Raw genomic sequence first — 19537 nt, 5'->3', positions numbered from 1 at the left:
CGGGGACCTCCTCAGGATTCTTCGTTGGACGTTCGGGCGTAGGCACCATCGAGATAACGTTTCACGGCGTCGCTTTCCGCCGACGGCCGGAGTCCGAGGGCTACCGGGCGCCACAGACCCTCACCGCCAATTCCTCCGGCCTCGGCCTTGGTTATTTTGGCCATGGACTCCCGCGGAGCGCCGGTGACACAGTGCACATCCGCGGCGAAACCCTGGCCCTGCACGTGACTGAATAGCGTGCGCCACACCAGGCTATTGGTCTGGTGAGTGGGCTTGAGCCAGGAACGCGTGAGACTTTGGTGACCGCCGTAGCGGAACATGGCCTGATAGTTGGTATCGGGATTCTTGGCGATACCGTCCTCGCGAGTCTCATGCCCCTTGACGGAACCGGGCGTGGACATGTAGCCGTTGAACCACATGCGAGTAATGCCGGGTGGCGTGCCCGGGTAGTAGCGGGCCCTTGCCATCAGCCGTGCCACCTTGTAGGCATCCTCCCGGCCTGATTCCTGCCAGCCACGGAAGGGCAGTTCCTCCGGGTCGCCATCAATCCAGACATAGTCGCCGTCCGCAATCCCCATCTCCTTGGCGTCGGACGGATTGATGTCGACATACATCTCGCTTGTCCCGGGGATGCGCTTGTCGCGCCGGTAGATGTCTCCGAAGGGCCCGAAAAGCATCATCATGTAATCGGTATCGATCGGGGTCGTGTGCGCACCGTGCCGATACTTGGGCGTGTGAAAGACGTAGCGGTATCCCTTGTCCAACAACGGATGTTTCGACTGAAGCAGGGCCGGCCCGTCCATCGTGGCGTTGCGCATCTGCCGGCTCTGGTGACTGCGATCATCGGCTTCGATGCCCCAATCGGCCGGCCGCTTGGGTCGGATCGCCGGGTGATCCTTGGCAAGGATTGCGCACGGCTCGTGAAAGGTCGCCTCGGACGGCTCGCGGTAGACCACCAGATTCTCGCCAGCCTCGATGAACTCGGGCTCCGGCCGATAGAATTCCAGGCGACCGGTCTTCGTGTACCAGGGTTTGGATTCCGTGACCTGTTCGTAACTGAACACGCGCGGATACGTACGGTTATTGACCAACACCGGGATGCCGTCGCGGGCAAGCGCGTGCAAGTGATGGAACTGGTAGCCACGCAGGTTGGCCGAGTGGTCGAGGATGCGCTGCAGATAGACGTCGACGCGGTTTTCGTCGACGAATTGCCACATGTCCACGAAGCGCTGGTCACCGGTGATTTCGCTCAATGCCCGGGCAACCAGCAGATAGGTGTCCAGGTCATGCACCGTGTCGAAACTTCTGCGCAACGGCGTCGACGGGAAGACCTGCAGGAACGGATTGGTGTTGGACGCCGTCATGTCCGGGTACTTGAACTCCATCCAGGAGTCCACGCCGTAGACGATGTCGCTGTATTCACAGGACCCCGTCCACCACCAGTCGTTGTAGACCACCAGCTCGCACTTCGGCAACGTGTTGTTTACGACATCGTAATGGCCTTTCTGGTTGCCAAGACTGGAATTCGAGTTGGTCTGCCAGATGGCCTTGGTGGGCGTGGGTACATGGCCGCCCGTGGTGATCACCTTGTCACCGGCCGTCATGATCCGTTCCCCGTTGGCCCAGTAGTGCAGCGATTCGTAGCGGATGGTGCTCCGCCGGGTAACCGATCCCTCCGGATCAAGCTGGACGTTGAAAGGATCTTCGGTGGTCCACAAACCGGCACCCGAGAACAGACTGACCCGATAATTGCCGGCGTAGCTGCCAATGTTGCCACCATGCCGTCCGACATTCCCGGTCAGCGCGACCAGCAGGAAGATCGCGCGGTCCTTGTTGTCATTGTTCCAGAACTGGTTCGGGCCCATGCCACAGGGAACCAGGGTCTTGCCGGCATGCCTGGCGATATCGCGTGCAAGGCTCTCCACCGCCTCCGCAGGTGCCCAGGTAATGGCCTCCACCTGCTCCGGCGTGAGGTTTTCGTTGATGTACTCCCGGGTCAGCTCGAACACCGGGCGCACCTCGACGGTTTCGCCGTCCACCGTCCTGATGCGGAAGGTTCCTTCCAGCGCCGGGTCGATCCCCAAGGCATCGAAGTGATCACCAAGCTGGTCGGTACCCACAGCCACGGGCTCTTGCCTGGCGCTGTCCCAGACGACAAAGTCCGAAAACTCCCCTTTCAGCGCATGCGGGATATAGCGGCCGTTTTGCTGGTGGACCGGTGGTGCCGTTTCCTCTGCACCCAGCACATGCGTCCAGTTGTCGGGTTGACGCTCCTGGTGATCGGGGAAGACGTCCGCGGCCTTCAGTGTCTCCAGCGTATCCATTCGTACCAGGGCCGGCAGATCGGTATAGCGACGGACGAAATCCCTGTCGTAGATGTCCTCCCGCATGATCACCCCGGCCATGCCAAGTGCCAGCGCGGGATCCGTTCCGGGACGGATGACCAGAACTTCGTCGCACTTGTTGGCCGTGGCGGAGTACTCAACCGTGACCGCCACCGTCTTGGCGCCCTTGATGCGGGCCTCGGTGAGCCAGTGACTGTCGGGCATCTTGGTGCAGATCCAGTTCATGCCCCAGACGACAATCAACTCGGCATTCTCGGCATCATGAAACTCGAAATCGTTGGTCTGGTCGCCGCAAACCATGGTATGGCCGGGCGGCAGATCCGTATGGAATGAATAGGAATCCCAGGCGCCAGCACCCTTGGCTTCCTCCGGATCCACGCCGCGGACGTGGTGATCGAGCAGAGCGAGGCTATTGCCCATGCGGAAAGTGCCCAGCAGACGCGCGGCACCAAGCTTGGCCATGCCACCACGGAACTTCATTACCCGCGTACCGGCACCCTCCGCGGCGTCGATCATCGCCGCCTCGTACCCCTGTTCCGTCAGGAAACGTCTCCCCTGTTCGCCGGAATATGTTTCGGCGATGTTTTTCAGTGTTCTGGCGTGATAATCCGCCGCCTCGGCGTGACTGACCTTGACCCAGGAGTCGGTCCCGCGCTCAAGAAACCGTGTCGGCGGCATCCCCGTGGTGTCATCTCGCGGGTAGCCCTCATCGACCCAGTCCTTGAAGCCCTTGCGCATGAACGCACCGGTGACGCGACGGTCTCCGTACAACCGTCTGGTGAGCACGAGTCCCTTCTGACAACACCGCGGATCCCAGCGCGCCGAGGCCCTGTTGCCGTCGAGGTCCGTTGCCTTGTGGTAGCCGAAGGTGGGCTCGATCCGTGTCAGAACCTTGTTCTTGAAAAAGGCCCTTAACAGGCAGTTGTGTGTGTCGTTGGGGGCACAGGTAAAGACGAAGGAACCGTCGCTGCGGTAGATGTCGCGATACAGCTGCTCCCAGTTGCGATCCGGATAGTGCTCAAGCGGGTTGTCCACGCGCGTGGGGGCCAGATAACGGAATTGTGCAAGCAGCCCGCCAGGCGTCACCGCAGCCCCAAATCCTGCGGCTGCCGCGGCCTGCAGGAACCGGCGGCGAGATGCCGATGTCGGTTGTGATCGATCGCTCATGGCCTTGCTCCCCTCCCGCAAGAATCCTGAGAATCACGCTAGCAAGGGCTTTCAAGGCAACAAATGACCTGGATCAAATTTCAGATAAAAAACAAGTAATACTTTTACCGCTTTTTGTCTAGCTACCCTGCAAGGACCACAAATGCGAGGCATGCGGCACGCGTGCCAACCACGTCGGAAGAACATGAAATTGCAACCGTGACGGCTTCCAGCGTCGGTTCAGGTTGTCATTGCGATCCGCAACAAAATGAATTCCGCTGGTCGAAGCGCGGCTATCCCGATCTCCAGATTCAGCCGCCCCGCTTCGACATCAGCGGCATTGTTGTTGCGCTCATCGCAGCGCACGAAGAAGGCATCCTCCGGACTCTGGCCCTGCAACATGCCGTCCTGCCAGACCTGCAGCAGAAAATCTCCGACAAGCTCACGCACGGTCGATCGGGTGTTTGCGGAATTCTCATCCAGCCCGGCCGCGGCCAGCCCCTGTTCCACTGACAGCAGAATCATGTCCGCCAGGCGGCGGGTCGGGATGAAGCGCCACTCCGCCATGTCCGGCGGGGCAAGGGTCCGTGCACCCCAGATCCTGATGCCGTTATTGATCGCGCGAATGGCATTGATCCCGGCCGGATTCAGCACCCCTTGGTCCCGATCGCTGAAGGACCGGGCAAGCCCGGAGATGCCACGCACAACAATGTTGGCCGGAGCCGTATGGACACCACGATCAGCATCGTTACCCGCAATCGCGCCGCAGACATGACCGCAGGCCGGCACGGAATGCTCGTCCCCCGTTTTCGAGTCCCGCATCAGGAGCCAGGGTACGTAGAGGGCGGCACGGCCGGATTCCACCGGATCCGGGCGCAGGCCGTCGTCGGCAACCGACTTGGCCAGAGTGGATACCGGCACCGACTCCGACGGCCCATCGAGAATGGCAAAGCGCCCTGTCCTGGCCTCGCAGGCCCCGATCAGCACCCGCTGACTCTCGGCATCGGAAAAACCCGGCGCAGCGAGTTGCAAAGCAGCCGGAAGCGGGTCGGTGTCCGGAAGATCCAAGGTTCGAAGTACCTTCCTGCCGGGCGGCACCAGTGCCACCCATAACGCCGAGCCGCCGTTGACGAAAAAACCGTGCACGGCGCCAACCAGGGGCGGGGCGCCGCCATCGACTTCCGGATCGCCCGCTGCCAGGAAGTGCTCGCGAAAATCAGGCAAGCTCTCGACCGCAATCGCTTCCCCCTCCGGCACGTCATTGGCGAGCCACCGCGCCGGCAGCGACCCGATCAGCAACGCGGCTCCGGTATCGACCCGGCGCAGCCGTTGGGGCGGCACCGACAGCTCGTCCACATAGACACCTGGTACCCGATACGACATCGCTCCTCCTGTTAGCCTCCCACCCCATACTAGCCAATCGAGGACACCCACAGACTGGAGATGAACCGGTCTGCAGGTGTCCCATACTGCGACTTCACGGGCTGGAACAGGCCGGAACCAAACGAACCGGAGGCAACGTGGTGAAAAGGCAGGGGGCGACCGCGGCGGAGTTGCAACGTGATCCCTACCTTGATGCCCTGCGTGCCGGCGCCTTGCTGGTCGTTGTCCTCGGCCATTGGGTCGCCACGCTGCCGCGCGTCGAAAACGGCACCCTGGTGGATACCGAGCATATCCTCGACGTCTGGGCCCCGGCCGGTTTCTTTACCTGGCTTGTCCAGGTGGTACCGCTGTTCATATTCGTATCCGCCGCAGTCAGCTCCGAGGGCGTCCGGCAGCGACTGCGTTCGGGGCAGGCGCACGCCCACTGGTGGGCAGGCCGGGCGCTGGGCCTTGCCCGGCCGACCGTCACCTACATGGCGGTTCTGGTGACGATTGTCGGCATCGCGGCATTCACCGGTGGAGAAATCCTCGGGCCGCTGAACAACTCCTTGACGGTTCACCTGTGGTTCCTGCTGACCCTGCTCGGCGTGCAGGCGCTGCTGCCCCTGAGCATTCGGGCAGACGAGCGTTGGGGCCTGAAGGCCGTTGTCGGACTGATTCTGATGGTCGCCGCCGTCGACCTGATCCGCGCCCTGCCTGCAGCTCCGCGCGAATTGGCGGGCCTCGGCGGGCTGGTCACCGACAAACATGACCTGTTCGCGTGGATCAACGGAGTTGCCGTCTGGCTGGTGCCGCAGCAGCTCGGCATTGCCTGGTGGAACGGACGCTTCAAGGGGCGAGCCGCCGGTTTCACGCTGCTGTTGCTGGGAGTCGTCTGGCTGGGGCTGTCTGTGGCTTCCGGTTATCCGGTGTCGATGGTCAACGGCAACCTCGGCGGCGACACCAACCTGCTGCCGCCGACCCTGGCGTTCCTTGGCGTGATGTGGCTCCAGATCGGGGCAGCTCTCGTTTTCGAGGATCCGATTCGGGGTTTCCTGAAACGCCGCCGACTTGGGCGCTGGATGGCGGTGTTCGGCGCCCTCGGCTTGCAGCTTTACCTCTGGCACAAGTTTGCGGAACTGCCCGCGACATGGCTCGGCGTGCGTCTCGGGCTTCCGATTGACACGGGCATGCCTGGCGAAGAGGGTTTCTGGGTTGGCCGCCTGGGATGGATAGCCCTGTGCACCCTCATCGTTGCGCCGCTCATGCTTGCCGTGCTGGCCATCGAACGACGTCGCGTCCGGGACATCCCGCAGGCGACCAGCCCCACCGCAATCATCGCGGGCGGTGCCGCGCTGTTGATCGGCCTCGCCGCCAGTCTCGGCCTCGGGGCTTATCCGGGGGCCCTGATCGGTCTGCTGGGTGTCGCCGCAGCATCCTATATGCTGCGCGCGCACCCAAAGGCATGAACAGTCCCGACCTCGATCAGGAGGCTGGCTGCTGCCGGAGCCGGTAGAGCACCTTTTCCGGTCGACCCTCATCATCCGTGTAAACCACAAATGCCTTGTAGTCATCGAAGAAGGTGCCGGTGAAGTAGATCCACTCTTCGGGCCGGTGATTGACAATGTTGTCCAGTTGGACGTCCTCCTCCTCGAAGAAGTCTTCGCCGGTGAGGGTCATCAGCAAGTCCCGGAAATCCTCTGCGGAATCCTCGTCGAGCACGAAGTCAGAGGCGAGCAAGCCATCGAAAAAGCTGCTCAAATCGGCGTCGCTGGAAGGCCGCTGAAACGGCACCAGCTGTTCCCCATCCTGATAGAAGAAATATTCGCGGGTGCTGCGCCAGCCGCTGTCATCGGATTGCGAGGCGAAGGTGTCGTAGTCGTAGCGATAGACGGTATTCCGGACGAGGTCGCTATTGTCCGGCGTCAACACAGGCTCGATCTCCAGACGGAGATCGTCGAGAAACGCCTCCCTTACCGCGGCCAGCTGCTCTTCATCGACGGCGGGAGCGGAAGCATCCGCCAGGTCATCACTGCCCCAGTCGGCAACCCGCATCGCGTCGTCCCGACTCAACTCTCCCTCCAGGGTCAGGGAGCCCCCCTCGTCCAGCAGCTGCTGGTCCATGCCGATAATCAGGCCGTCGAATGTCATCGACCATTCCAGCGTATCGTCATCGACCTGCTCGAAGGTGACACTTCCCGAATCGGCCAGCACCTCGCCGATGCCGGCCCGGCGCTCACCCAACATTCCCATCGCCATGAAGGTGTCGCCGTCGATGGATTCGACATCGGGACCGACCAGGGCAGCCTCGCCATGGAGCATCAATGTGTCCGTATGGGGTGAGACCACAAGGCACAGGAACTGCAGCGCGTCGCTCTCGCTCCGGAGCATGATCATCGTGCCGACCACAGGGCCGCTGCTGCCGTCGTTGAACCAGCCCTGGCCATAGGCGCGCCACTCCTCGCCGTCGTGCTCCCAACTGCCGCTGACGGGCGGCGCCATTGCCGGATCATCACTGTCGAGCATGGCGATGAGCTCGTCATCGGACATGTCTTCCGGTGGCGGCGCGCAAAGCGTGGGATCCACCATTTCGATGAGCATGCCCGCCGGTATGCGATCCTCAAGTGGATCGCCGCTGGCCGGCGCGGCGGCCACCAGAATCCCAAAACCGACGATGCCAGTAATCCACCGTCCGCTGCGTGCAGTTGAAAGCGCTGAATACCGCATCCTGTGCCCTCCTGGCTTTTTACTATTGACGCCTTACGAATTTATCTCCGCGCCATCCTAGCAGAGGCGTTTTCGGCTGTACCCGTGTTCAATCCTCTCACCGGTCGCCCGCTGTTCAGTACCTCCGCCACCGTTCACCGTGACGCTTCAGGACGGGTCGGCATCGACGAATTTTCCCGTACACGGAAAACCCGGAAGTAACAGAAACGGGTGCGGTTTCCACACGACGTCTTCGATACCAATCACCTCATCTTCGGACGAGAACCGCGGCATGTGATCGATCGCATCGAAAAACTCGGGGGAGAAGACCAGGCAGTAGCGGGCATCCGCAGGCAACTGATGGGCTTGCATCAGGCCATCGATGTCTGCGTCCGAGAACCCGGCCAGTTCGAACATGGCACCCTCCTCCACCACCCCGACACCCGACCGCGCCTGCCCGTGATCGGCCTCGCGCAAGCATCGCGCCCGATCATTCGCATGGCCTGAATAGAGCAGGGTGCTGACGGAGACGACGTGTTCACAGAGCTCCGGCCGGGCGGCACGCTCGGCCACGGTCGCGAAACAGCGCGAGCGCAGTTGTATTGCGCGCGTCCCCGAGGCGTTAAACGGGGCAACCGAAATGCTGTCTGGCGAGATCAGGTAACAGGGCTTTTCCGACGCGATCTGCCGGGCCAGATTCGCGTACTGGTATTCGGTGTCGTGAGGCTGTGACGGAAAAAGCACCCTCTGGTCGGGATCACCAACGAATCCGCAACCGGAGAGCAGGGTCGCGCAGATGAGAAAAACGACAACAGAAGGGCATTTCATCCGACACAGTCCATTGTGGACCCGTCCCTGGCCAATCAATGCTGCTACCGGGCTTCCGCCAAACAGCCTTCTATCGCCTGTTTCAGCGTAGCAACCAGATCGTCAATTGCCGCTTCTCTGCCCACCCAGGATTCCTCGGGCGTCCCGAGGTACGCTTTTCTGGCTCTCTGAAGCATTGAAGCCTGGCAATCATCCTCCAGTCGGGCCGCAGCCCACGCCGCCGCCACGTCCTTCGGCACAATCTCATCCTCAACCGCCGTCATCCACATTCGTGAAAGCGTCAGCAGGACATTGCGCTCATCGCCCTGGATATCGGCAAGCAATGTCGGCAGCGAGTCCCTGATCGCCCTGCGAACGTCGGTCATTGGCACGGGTTCGAGAATGTCCGACGCCACCGGTCCGACAAGCGGGACGCTTTTACCACGCACCTGGCTAAGAACAATGGCTGTATCCGGATCCTCCACCGGCCCGGAAACACGCCCGTCCTCAAACGCTTCCCTGAGCCACTCGCCGTAAACCAACTGGGCTCTCGGAGGGTAGCGCCAGGGGACAACGTCGGCGCGCGCAATCACCGTCAATTCCAGCAGGCCGCCTGCCCTCAGGATTCCCGAACCGGCCGGATACAGGCATTAGGGCTCGCACGAGAGTCTCGCGAGCCGGTGCGGCCAAAGCGCTGTCAACGACAATCAGGACATCGACGTCACTGCCCGGTCGCAGTCCACCTGCGACGGCGGATCCGAACAGGTAGGCTGCGGCAACCGATAAACCAAGAGCGCGATGCACGACCTGGACGGCTCGTGTTGCTTCGACGGGAATGTCCTGGTTGATCGTCATGCACTCAGGGTAGTCCGGTCACAGGGGCCAGACGATCAGGAGCACCGGCACCGACACCGCAATCACCAGGAACTCCAGCGGCAGCCCCATCTTCCAGTAGTCGCTGAAACGGAAGCCACCGGGGCCCAGGATCAGGGTGTTGTTCTGATGCCCTATCGGGGTCAGGAAAGCGCAGGAGGCGCCGATGGCCACCGCCATCAGAAAGGAATCCGGACTGACCCCCAACACGCTGGCCGTACCAATGGCGATCGGACACATCACCGCGGCGGTAGCGGCATTGTTCATCAGGTCCGAGAGGAACATCGTCACCACCAGGATCAACACCAGCCCGACAATGGCATGGCCCTGCGCCACGTTCTCGATCAGGAAACGGGCGACGAGGTCGGCGGTGCCCGTAGTCTGCATGGCGCTTGCCACCGGTATTAGCGCCGCCAGCAATACGATGACCGGCCAGTCGATGGCTTCATACACCTTGCGCGGCGGCACCGTGCGCAGTGCCATCGAGGCCAGCACGCCAATCGCAAAGGAGACGGCCGCCGGCAACAGACCGAATGCGGCACCGCCGATGGCGAACAACATGATCAGGCTGGATTCCCAGATCTTGCGCTTGTCGGGAATGCGGAACTCACGCTGGGCGAGCGGCACGCAACCGTTGTCGGCCGCGAACTCGGAAATCGACTCCGGCGGCCCCTGCATCAGCAGCAGGTCGCCGGACCGCAGGGCCATCGACCGCAGCCGCTTCATCGACCGCCGTCCTTCGCGGGACAGGGCCAGCAGATTGATGCCGTAACGGGTCCGCAACAGAATGTCACTGGCCGAACGGCCGGACAGCGGTGAGTTGGGCAGCACGGCGAGTTCCTGCAGGACCACCTCCCCCGATTCCGCCGGCGCCTCTGTCTCGGACGCATCCTCGCCGGCATCGCCATCGTCGTTTGCCGACCCGGCCTTCTTGTCCGCGCCAGCGTCCTTCGCATCCGGGGCCTCGTCGGACTCGGCGTCCTCCGCGTCATCGTTCTCCTCCGGATCCACCGACTCTTCGAGCTTCAGGTCCAGCGTCGACAGCACATCGGTCAGGGCATCGGCCTCCGCCTCGACCATCAGGATGTCCCCCGCGTGCACCCGCCGGCCCGGGTTGGCCGCAATCAGGCGCACCTCGCGCTGCACGATGCCGATAATCTGCGCATCGATGTCGGTCAGCTCGGCCTCGATCTCACGGAGACTCTTGCCTTCGGCCTTGCTGCCCTCCCCGACCCGAACTTCGGTGATGTAGGAACCGGACTCGAACCCCTCGACCCCGGCCTGCTTGCGCGCGGGAACCAGACGCCAGCCCAGCATTGTCACGAACACCACGCCCACCACCGCCACGGCCACACCGACAGGCGTGAAATCGAACATCGAAAAGCTGCCCAGGCCGGCTTCGGCGCGGAAACCGGACACGATGAGGTTGGGCGGCGTGCCGATCATCGTGGTCATGCCGCCGAGAATCGTGCCGAAAGCCAGCGGCATCAGGATCTGCCCCGGGGTCAGGTCGAGTCGCTGCGACAGGTGGATCGCCACCGGCATCAACAACGCCATGGCACCAACGTTGTTCATGAAGCCCGAGAGAAAGGCGCCTAAGCCCATCAACATGGCCAGGCTGAGCGTCCGACCCGCCTTGGCGGGCATCACCGTGCGCGTCAGGGCATCAACCGCCCCCGAGTTCTGCAGCCCCTGGCTCAGCACCAACACGCAGGCCACCGTGATCACGGCCGGATGGCCGAACCCGGCAAAGGCCTCGGCGGGCGCCACAAGCCCTGCCACCACGCAGGCCAGCAGCGCACCCGCTGCCACCATGTCGTGCCGCCAGCGGCCCCACAGGAACATGCCGACGGTACCGCCTAGGATGGAGAGAATGACCCACTGCTCAGTTGCCATAAGCGTGCTTATTGTTTTGTTGGGACGTGTTGGGACGCGTCCGACAATCCGGAAGCGAACGATGACACGACACGCCGAACCCCGCGACTGCTGGCATCGGCAATGATACGCGGCCTGCCGTTCAGCAGGAGGACGGAAGCGTCTGGCGCTTCGGCCCTGGATGGCCGCCACAGCGAAATCATGTGGAAAAATCCGAGGTTGTCGCCGATTTCTTTCATTTCCTCCAAGGCAGTGTCCCACCCTTCACTTGCTGCCCCGTTTGGTATACCGTCCCGCGCTCTTCGATAGCGAGCGAGACCGTCAAGAACGTCTAGCACCATGGGACGCACCAGTCCGCCCTAGCTGATTACCCACTCCCTTCGCATCGCCAAGGCGCGGGGCCCGCAGCGCACGCGAGGCCATCCGCTGCCAACCCCACGCCCCTGAAACGGTGCGTGGTGACATCGCTGACACCGGACTCACAGGCCCGAACGCCAGGGCCGCCGCGCGCTTGCCATCCAGCGGCACCGCAAGGCCATTCACACGGAAGCACCCATGAACTGGAACAGACTGAAGCAGGAATGGTTCGGCAACATCCGCGGCGATGTGCTGGCCGGCATTATCGTGGCCTTGGCCCTGATCCCCGAGGCCATCGCGTTCTCCATCATCGCCGGGGTGGACCCGCAGGTGGGCCTGTATGCCTCCTTCTGCATCGCCGTGGTCATCGCCTTCACCGGTGCCCGCCCCGGGATGATCTCGGCCGCCACCGCCGCCATGGCACTGCTGATGACCACCCTGGTGGCCAACCACGGGCTGGAATACCTGTTGGCCGCGACCCTGCTCACCGGGGTATTGCAGGTGATCGCTGGGTATCTACAGATCGGCCGGGTAATGCGCTTCATCTCCAATTCGGTGATGACCGGCTTCGTCAACGCGCTGGCGATATTGATCTTCATGGCGCAGCTCCCGGAGCTGGTGGACGTGCCTTGGGCGGTCTACCCCATGGTGGCCGGCGGTCTGGCCATCATCTATCTGCTGCCCTATCTCACGCGGACCATTCCCTCGCCGCTGATCACCATCGTGGTGCTTACCCTGGTGGCCTGGGTACTGGGCATGGACGTGCCCACCGTCGGTGACATGGGCCAGTTGCCCGACACCCTGCCGGTCTTCCTGTGGCCGGACGTACCCCTCAATCTGGAGACCCTCTGGATCATCCTGCCCTATTCCCTGGCACTGACCGTGGTCGGCCTGCTGGAATCCATGCTCACCCAGAGCATCGTGGACGACCTGACCGACACCGAGACCGACCGCGACCGGGAATGCAAGGGCCAGGGCATCGCCAACCTGGTGGCCGGCAGCTTCGGCGGCATGGCCGGCTGCGCGATGATCGGCCAGTCCATCATCAACGTGAAATCGGGCGGCCGCGGGCGGCTCTCTGCGCTGGTGGCCGGGCTGGTGCTGATCGTGCTGGTGGTCTTTCTCTCGCCGCTTCTCAAGATGATTCCGATGGCCGCCCTGGTGGCGGTGATGATCATGGTCTCCATTGGCACCTTCAGCTGGGGATCCATCCGCGACCTGCGCAAGAACCCCATGAGTACCAACATCGTCATGATCGCCACCGTGGCGGTCACGGTGCTCACCCACAACCTGGCCATCGGCGTGCTCACCGGAGTCCTGCTGGCGGGGCTGTTCTTCGCCAACAAGGTCAGCCGCTTCATGCATGTCAGCTCGGACGTGGACGAACGGCCGGACGACCAGACCCTGCACCGGACCTATCGGGTGGTCGGTCAGGTGTTCTTCGCCTCCACCGAAAAGTTCGGCAAGGCCTTCGATTTCAACGAGGACCTGGATAAGGTGACCATCGATCATACCCGCGCCCACTTCTGGGACATCAGCTCGGTCGCAGCGCTGGACCGAGTGGTCATCAACTTCCGCCGCGAAGGCACCGACGTCGAGCTCGTGGGCATGAACGAGGCCACCGCCACCATCGTCGACCGCCATGCCGTACACGACAAACCGGACGCCATCGACCGGCTGATGGGCCACTGAACCGCGAACCGCACAACGGCCAGGGAGCAACAACGCCATGACTGAAAAGGTATTCGCCTGCGTGGACGGCTCGCGTTCATCCGAGTCCGTCTGTGACCACGCCGCCTGGGCCTGCCAGCGCCTGAATGCCCCAATGACCCTGCTGCACGTCATCCGCAACCCGCATGGCGAGCGCGACCCGGACTACAGCGGCAGCCTTAGCTTGGGCAACCGCGAGGAACTGCTCCGGGAGCTGGTGGAGTTGGAGGAACGGCGGGGCAAGCTGGTCCGGGAACAGGGCAAGGCCGTGCTGGCCGACGCGATCGCGCGGGTGCAGACCGCCGGTGTGGAAAACCCCGGCAAGCTGCTGCGTAACGGGGATATCACCGAGGCTCTGGCCGCGCTGGAAGCCGACATGCGGCTCCTGGTGCTGGGCAAACAGGGCAAGGATGGCGCCATGGTCAGCCGGCACATCGGCAGCCACCTGGAAAGCATCATCCGCACGCTGCACGCGCCCATGCTGGTGGTGCCGCTTCAGTTCCGCGCCCCCGACCGATTCCTGATCGCCTACGACGGCAGCGACACCGCCGACAAGGTGGTGGAGCGTCTGGGTCGCAGCAGCCTGCTGGATCGCACGGAAGCGCACATCCTGATGGTGGGCGCAGAAACCGATGCCAACCGGGAAAAGCTGGCGGGCCCTCGCGCCCGGCTGGAGAGGCAGGGCTTCCAGGTGACCACCGCGGTGAAATCCGGCGACGTGAACGAGGTCGTCTGTGACTACCGCGAGGCCCACGACATACATCTGCTGGCCATGGGGGCCTACGGCCACTCGCGGCTGCGTCAGTTCTTCGTGGGCAGCACCACCAGCCACATGATCATGCGCTCACCGATTCCGCTTCTCATCCTGCGCTGAGACGTTCAACGCTTTTCCACACCAGCCCGAACAGGCCGACTGCCAATATGGTGAAAACCAAAATCGCGCCCGGTGCCTCCAGCACCGACAGCGTCAGCGCCGAAATCAGCAACCAGATCGCCGGAATGGTGGCGATCAGCCCTAACACCCAACCCCGAAGGATGATCATTGCCAGCCCGAGCGTCACCACGGCAGTCGGGTCGGGATGGATACCGAAGACTTCGGCCTGAAACCAGGAACCCGCAGTCAGCGTCACCATGAACGGCAGGCCGATCAGCCCGGCCAGCGCAATCACGGCGCCAAGGACGGTCGACGGCCGTCGACGCGACGCCTTGTCGAAGCCAAGGCCAGCCGCTGCAGTCACTAACAGCAGGATCGCCTGGCCGTAAAACACATAACCAAGATAGCCACCCGCCCAGTTCAACTCGGCGTAACGCTGGACAAAAAACGCGAAACCCACAAAGGCCCAGACCGGCGCAATCAACAAACAGGCCAGCCGGCCGCGATCCTTGAGTGCCAGAACAACAGCCAGCGCACCCAGCGCCATGGTCAGCACTTGCAGCGGCCAGAAGGCCTCTCCCATGCGCTCCAGCAGTCGGAAATAGATATCAGCCGTAAAAGGAATGAAATCCTGCAGGGCGTAGCCGGACCAGGGATTCATAGCGACTCGATGTAACGCACCATCTTCTCCCGGGTGCTGGCAGAAGGCATGGGCTTGAGACCGGCGCGCATGTTTTCCCGCAGATGCGCAACCTGGGTGGTCGCCGGAATCGCGCAGGTCACGGCCGGGTGACTGACGATAAACTTCAACAGGAACTCGGCCCAGGTCGAACACCCGCATTCCGCCCCGGCCCAGTCGGGCAACAGCGCGTCGCGATCCTTCAGGTCCCTGATCAGACTACCCCCGTCATAGGGCCGGTTGGCGATCACCGCAATGCCCTTTTCCTCTGCCAGTGGCAGCAGCCGGTCCTCCACCTCGCGGTGCGTGATATTGTAAGTCAACTGCACGAAGTCGATGTCCTCTGAGGCCATGATCTCTTCGAACGCTTCGTGGCGACGGCCGTGTGACGTGGTAATGCCGATGTGGCCGACCCTGCCCTCGGCCTTCATCTCCCGTAGCACCGCCAGATGCTCGCGCCAGTCGGTCAGATTGTGGACTTGTACAAGATCGAACCGATCGACCTGCCAGCGTGACTTCAGATCGGTAACCTGCTCCTCGGCTGAACCACCGGCCGGGCTCCAGACCTTTTCGGCTGAGAACAAACTGTCGGGAGTGCCATGCTGCTGCAGGGCATGGCCCATCACATCCGGCGCTGATCCATACATCGGCGAGGAGTCAATCATGCCGCCGCCACGTTCGAAGAATGCCCGGACAATATCCGCGCGGTCATCGAGCAACTGCGGATCAGTACCAACATTGAACGTACGCCACGTGCCCAGGCCGATGACCGGCAGCGTTTGATCGCCTGAGAAGGTTTTCCTGAGCCGCTCGTCATTGTTCGCGGCAAGCAGCCGGATGGAGGGCATTACCGAAGCCGCCAGACCCCCGCCGAGCAACTTGAGACACTGTCTGCGAGTGAAGCCATTGTTCATGCTGAGCGCTCCTTCGGACTTTGCGAACGGCACCCTATCCACAACCGCAATCGACGCGAGTAGGCACCCTCACCCTGACGACTACCACAGGCCCGCCGAGGTTTCCTGCGCCAACGACAACCGAATGGGTCATCAGCGCAATAAAGGGGCCTCCGGTGGCAAGCCGCCCGCCCAACCGCGTTTGTATCAACCGGGATGACGGCCTCACGGTTCCGGCCGTTGACATGCGAACCAACGCAACCGTCGGGGATCTGGTGAATCCGCCGGTCAGCACCGAGAACATTGATTAACAGTCAATGACTCACTGTCGGAAAAAGGTTGACACATTCCGGAACCGCAAAGCGGAAAAATGAAAACCACACGCAACGGCTTGAACCAGCCTGCCAGGAGGTTACCGGGTGGTTGCTCCGGACTTCGCGTGGAAGGGCCTGAGCGGTGTGGTGGCCAGGCGCGTTTCATTCGCCACGGCGCAGCTCCCGCCGATGACAGCGGTCAAGGAAAACGGAACCGTCTTGGGATTCCGCGGCGATATGAAGAGGAGAAGCCCATGTCATCTCAACACTTCATCCATTCGCCCGAACCTTTTTGGCCCTTGGAAGGGTTGCGCTGCTTGGCCGCGGGATGATCGCGGCCAAGCAGCGCGGATTGCCTCAAACTAACGTGGTACCCACGCGAACGTGGGAACCGATGGGAACGTTATCCGTTCACTTCGCGGCCGGAGCTGCTGCGGCTCTGTCATCCGCAATCGCCGACCCCGAGTTCGATCCGAGGAAATCGGCCTGGTCACTGAACATCTCCGACTCATCCATCAGCCCCCGTGTTGCCTTCAGAATAAGCCCGGTGATTGCGCCGAAGAACAAGGACAGGATGAACACCCCTACGACACTAATGACATTTACCATACCGGCCGCAAAAATGGCTCCCGCGAGCCCGCCAATGATACCGGGTACGCCGTGCAGGTTCTGAACACCCATAACGTCCAGCACGCCGGTCTTCTTCGCCAGCCAATCATGCAGCTTAAGGAAGGACCACACAGACGCGGCGCCGGCGACCAGGCCAATACCAAAGGCTGTCCAAGGGTCAACTGACACCAGCGGCGACCCGATGGCAACCATGCCTGCCAGCAAGGCGTACGTGTAGACCAGCGGATCGACCTTCTTCTGGATCCATACACAGGTAAAGTAGGCTGAAATGACGGAACCCAAACCGGCCATGTACGCCGTGAACATGCCCCAGTTGACCATGTCCGCAGGGAGCAGCGCCGTCACGAAAGATGGCCAGAGGACAAACAGGAGCATCGATGCCAGCCACACGAAGGATACGCTGTGGGTGGTTGTCTCCATGGGTTCGTTGAACGCCCGCTTTTCCCGGAGGGCAAGAATGACACCCCAACCCCAGTAGGCCGCCACCATGTGGACAAGCATGGATCCACCGGGGTCCACGACACCCTCGAGATACCCGAACATGAACCAATCAATGGCAACCCACGCGGGCGCAAATAGTATGCCCGCGAGGAAGTACTGCCACATCTTGATTGTCCCCAGGAAAACGCCTATCGCAAGCACAACCGTGATTGAACAGAAGACACTCAGAATCACCAGATCCTGGCTCCACGACGCGCCAAAGCCGAACTGCTGAATCGCGGTATGTGTTATAAAACTGCCTGCCGTCACAAGCATGGTGGCGAGACAGACTCCCCATTCAAACTTTTTGATGAACAGCATGAGGAACGCAACAAGCATCAACATGAACCAGACATCCATGCTCTTGTGATACTTGTGGATCTCGTCCTGAAGATGGGTTGTATCTGCTGTCAGACCTTCCATGCCCGTCGGCGTCGCGTACTCGGCCATCACGGAAGGTGCAAACAATCCCGCAAGACATGCCAGAAGTACCAACAGCATTAATCGATTGATTATTGATTGTTTCATTTTTCCCCCACATTCGCGTGAAGATGCGCCGCCTGGGCACTCGCCGATCCCTGCCCTCGCCCCCAGGCGGACATCATTTTCTGCCTCGATTCGTCTACCAGCTGAATACAGGTGTTACGGGAACAAAAGCTGGTTTTTCAGCTCCCAAGGCGAGATTTCCTGGTGGTAGCTATCCCACTCCCGCTTCTTTACACGGCAGTAGTAATCCAGGAAATACTCCCCGTTGGCCTGACCAAATGCTTGGCGGAGGGTCTCGTCTTGCTGCAGGTTATCGATTGCTTCGGACAAATTCCCGGGGAGGAAATCGATGCCGCGCTGCCTGATTTCCTCCTCGGGGATGTCGTACAGGTTGTCGTGGTTTGGTTCGCCCGGATCGAGTTCACGCTCAATACCGTCGAGCCCACACCTGAGTATTGCAGCCATCGTCAGATAGGGACTTCCCGAGGCATCCGGTGTACGGTCCTCGACTCTCCCGGGTCCTCCGACTCGAAGCATTTGCGTGCGGTTGTTACCACCATAAGTGACATTGACCGGCACCCAAGTCCGCCGCTCCAGCGTGCCTCGGCGCAGCCGCTTGTATGAATTTACTGTGGGCGCGCTTATGCCAATGTATGCTTGGGCATGGTGGAGCAATCCACCGATGAAGTTGTACCCCAGTTTTGACAACCCCATCCCGCGCGGATCCTCCAAATCCTCGAACAGATTCCGTTCATTTTTCTCATCCCAGAGGCTGAAGGTCATGTGCAGACCATTTCCCGTCTGATCGACGAACGGTTTGGGCATGAATGTTGCCATCATTCCGTGCTTACGCGCGATCGTATCCACCATGTATTTGTAGGTAACGAATTTATCCGCCGTATTCAGGGCTTGGTCATACATGATGTTGGCCTCGAACTGGCCGTTGCCGTCCTCATGGTCCAGCGCATAGTTCGACCAGCCAAGTTCGTTCAGGGCATGAGAAAGCTCCCGGACATAGGGATACTGCCGTGTTATCCCCTTAACGTCATAACAAGGCCTTTGCATCGTGTCATATGGATCGGCAAAACGAGGATTGGTAACGTCCGGATCCGCTTCCAGGAGCATAAACTCCGGCTCTACTCCAACGTTGAACACGTAGCCCTTTTGGCGCGCGTACTCCACCATATTACGGAGAATCAACCGCGGATCATACGGCCATGGCTCCCCGCGCACGTAGACATCGCAGACAAGTAGTCCTAATTCCGGTTGCCAGGGGAGTTGGACGAAAGTCGTCGGATCGGGAAATGCCTCAATATCTGGATCATGCGGGCCTTGGCCGATCTCGCCAGCGGCAAACCCGGCCGCACCTGCACCAGACTCCCATATCATCTCCAGCGCCCAGGCCGGCACAATCTTAGCGCAAGGCTTGCCGTACATCTCCGTATACTGGAAATAGATAAATTCAATATTTCTGTCTTTTACGATTCTGAGTACATCTTCTTTACACTTTGGCTGGCCGTTCATTCGATCTCCCCCATAAAACCTGATGTTCTCGCTTTTTACATGGTCGAGTCTTTTATACTCTCGGCATGGTGTCCCTACTTTTTCATGTCATTCCCCCTTTCAAATGGTTGGTTCGGCTGATAGCGGCGGGGTCAGGCACCACGCCAACTGCACCGCCGCCTGTTGCCAGGCGACGGTGCCACATCGTCCCTCCATGCATGGCGGGGCGGTTCAGCGCCCGTTGACCCCCGGAATCCAGCTGGTACCGGCCAGCGGCACCCCGGCCATGGCCGCCGCCTCGACGTTCATGGCCACCAGGTCCTCGCGTTCCAGGTGGTGAACGTTGGACTTGCCGCAGGCCCGGGCCAGCGTCGTCAGCTCCATGTTCAGGGTCTGGAGATAATTCCTGACGTGCTTTGCACCCATGTCCGGCTGCACACGCTGCTCCAGCACCGCGTCCTGGGTGGTGACACCCACCGGACACTTGCCGGTCTGGC

The 19537-nt window shown here is 61.5% G+C and carries 13 protein-coding genes and 1 pseudogene; 3 read left to right on the top strand and 11 right to left on the bottom strand.

The window, feature by feature from the left end; translation table 11 throughout:
* Positions 1-11 precede the first annotated feature (11 nt).
* Together M0534_RS08400 and M0534_RS08395 are read right to left on the bottom strand one after the other, a co-directional pair.
* Positions 12-3512, bottom strand: a complete 3501-nt coding sequence (locus M0534_RS08400; protein ID WP_248567983.1) for a molybdopterin-dependent oxidoreductase — start codon at positions 3510-3512, stop codon at positions 12-14.
* Positions 3513-3731: 219 nt separating this feature from the next.
* Positions 3732-4874: a phage tail sheath family protein gene (locus tag M0534_RS08395; RefSeq protein ID WP_248567982.1), complete on the bottom strand. Its 1143-nt coding sequence runs from the start codon at positions 4872-4874 to the stop codon at positions 3732-3734.
* 137 nt (positions 4875-5011) lie between these two features.
* Between M0534_RS08395 and M0534_RS08390 the strand changes: the two genes are divergently transcribed.
* Positions 5012-6322 (top strand): acyltransferase family protein, encoded by a 1311-nt coding sequence (locus tag M0534_RS08390; RefSeq protein WP_248567981.1) that lies wholly within the window; start codon positions 5012-5014, stop codon positions 6320-6322.
* 16 nt (positions 6323-6338) lie between these two features.
* Here the strand turns inward: M0534_RS08390 and M0534_RS08385 are convergent, their stop codons facing one another.
* The 4 genes and pseudogenes from M0534_RS08385 to M0534_RS08370 form a co-directional block, all read right to left on the bottom strand.
* Entirely contained in the window at positions 6339-7580 is a 1242-nt protein-coding gene (locus tag M0534_RS08385) for a hypothetical protein (RefSeq protein ID WP_248567980.1), read from the bottom strand.
* A gap of 147 nt (positions 7581-7727) precedes the next feature.
* Positions 7728-8387, bottom strand: coding sequence for a hypothetical protein (locus tag M0534_RS08380; RefSeq protein WP_248567979.1), 660 nt, complete (start codon positions 8385-8387; stop codon positions 7728-7730).
* Between the two features lie 44 nt (positions 8388-8431).
* Positions 8432-9221, bottom strand: a pseudogene (locus M0534_RS08375) (aminoglycoside adenylyltransferase family protein).
* A gap of 18 nt (positions 9222-9239) precedes the next feature.
* A complete protein-coding gene (locus M0534_RS08370; protein WP_248567978.1) occupies positions 9240-11135 on the bottom strand; it encodes an SLC13 family permease in 1896 nt (631 codons plus the stop codon).
* Between the two features lie 534 nt (positions 11136-11669).
* Here M0534_RS08370 and M0534_RS08365 point away from each other — a divergent pair.
* Together M0534_RS08365 and M0534_RS08360 are read left to right on the top strand one after the other, a co-directional pair.
* Complete coding sequence (locus M0534_RS08365; RefSeq protein WP_248567977.1) at positions 11670-13163, top strand: SulP family inorganic anion transporter; 1494 nt, start codon at positions 11670-11672, stop codon at positions 13161-13163.
* A gap of 37 nt (positions 13164-13200) precedes the next feature.
* On the top strand, positions 13201-14055 hold the full coding sequence (locus tag M0534_RS08360) for a universal stress protein (RefSeq protein ID WP_248567976.1): 855 nt from the start codon (positions 13201-13203) through the stop codon (positions 14053-14055).
* Here M0534_RS08360 and M0534_RS08355 read toward each other — a convergent pair.
* The 5 genes from M0534_RS08355 to M0534_RS08335 form a co-directional block, all read right to left on the bottom strand.
* Positions 14042-14716 (bottom strand): DUF6064 family protein, encoded by a 675-nt coding sequence (locus tag M0534_RS08355; protein WP_248567975.1) that lies wholly within the window; start codon positions 14714-14716, stop codon positions 14042-14044. The two genes, M0534_RS08360 and M0534_RS08355, sit on opposite strands and share 14 nt — an antisense overlap.
* Positions 14713-15648, bottom strand: a complete 936-nt coding sequence (locus tag M0534_RS08350; protein ID WP_248567974.1) for an aldo/keto reductase — start codon at positions 15646-15648, stop codon at positions 14713-14715. Before M0534_RS08350 ends, M0534_RS08355 begins: the two co-directional genes overlap by 4 nt.
* A gap of 704 nt (positions 15649-16352) precedes the next feature.
* Positions 16353-17579 carry an ammonium transporter gene (locus tag M0534_RS08345; protein WP_248567973.1) on the bottom strand — a complete coding sequence of 409 codons (1227 nt, stop codon included), beginning with the start codon at positions 17577-17579 and terminating at the stop codon, positions 16353-16355.
* A gap of 114 nt (positions 17580-17693) precedes the next feature.
* Positions 17694-19061, bottom strand: coding sequence for a type III glutamate--ammonia ligase (glnT, locus tag M0534_RS08340; RefSeq protein ID WP_248567972.1), 1368 nt, complete (start codon positions 19059-19061; stop codon positions 17694-17696).
* A 210-nt stretch (positions 19062-19271) separates the two neighbouring features.
* A partial coding sequence (locus M0534_RS08335) for a glutamate synthase-related protein (RefSeq protein ID WP_248567971.1) occupies positions 19272-19537 on the bottom strand: 266 nt, incomplete at its 5' end.

This window comes from Methylonatrum kenyense (genome assembly GCF_023195885.1).
Taxonomy (GTDB): domain Bacteria; phylum Pseudomonadota; class Gammaproteobacteria; order Nitrococcales; family Aquisalimonadaceae; genus Methylonatrum; species Methylonatrum kenyense.
The sequence above is the reverse complement of the archived record's forward strand: the minus strand, read 5'-3'. Positions and strand labels throughout refer to the sequence as shown.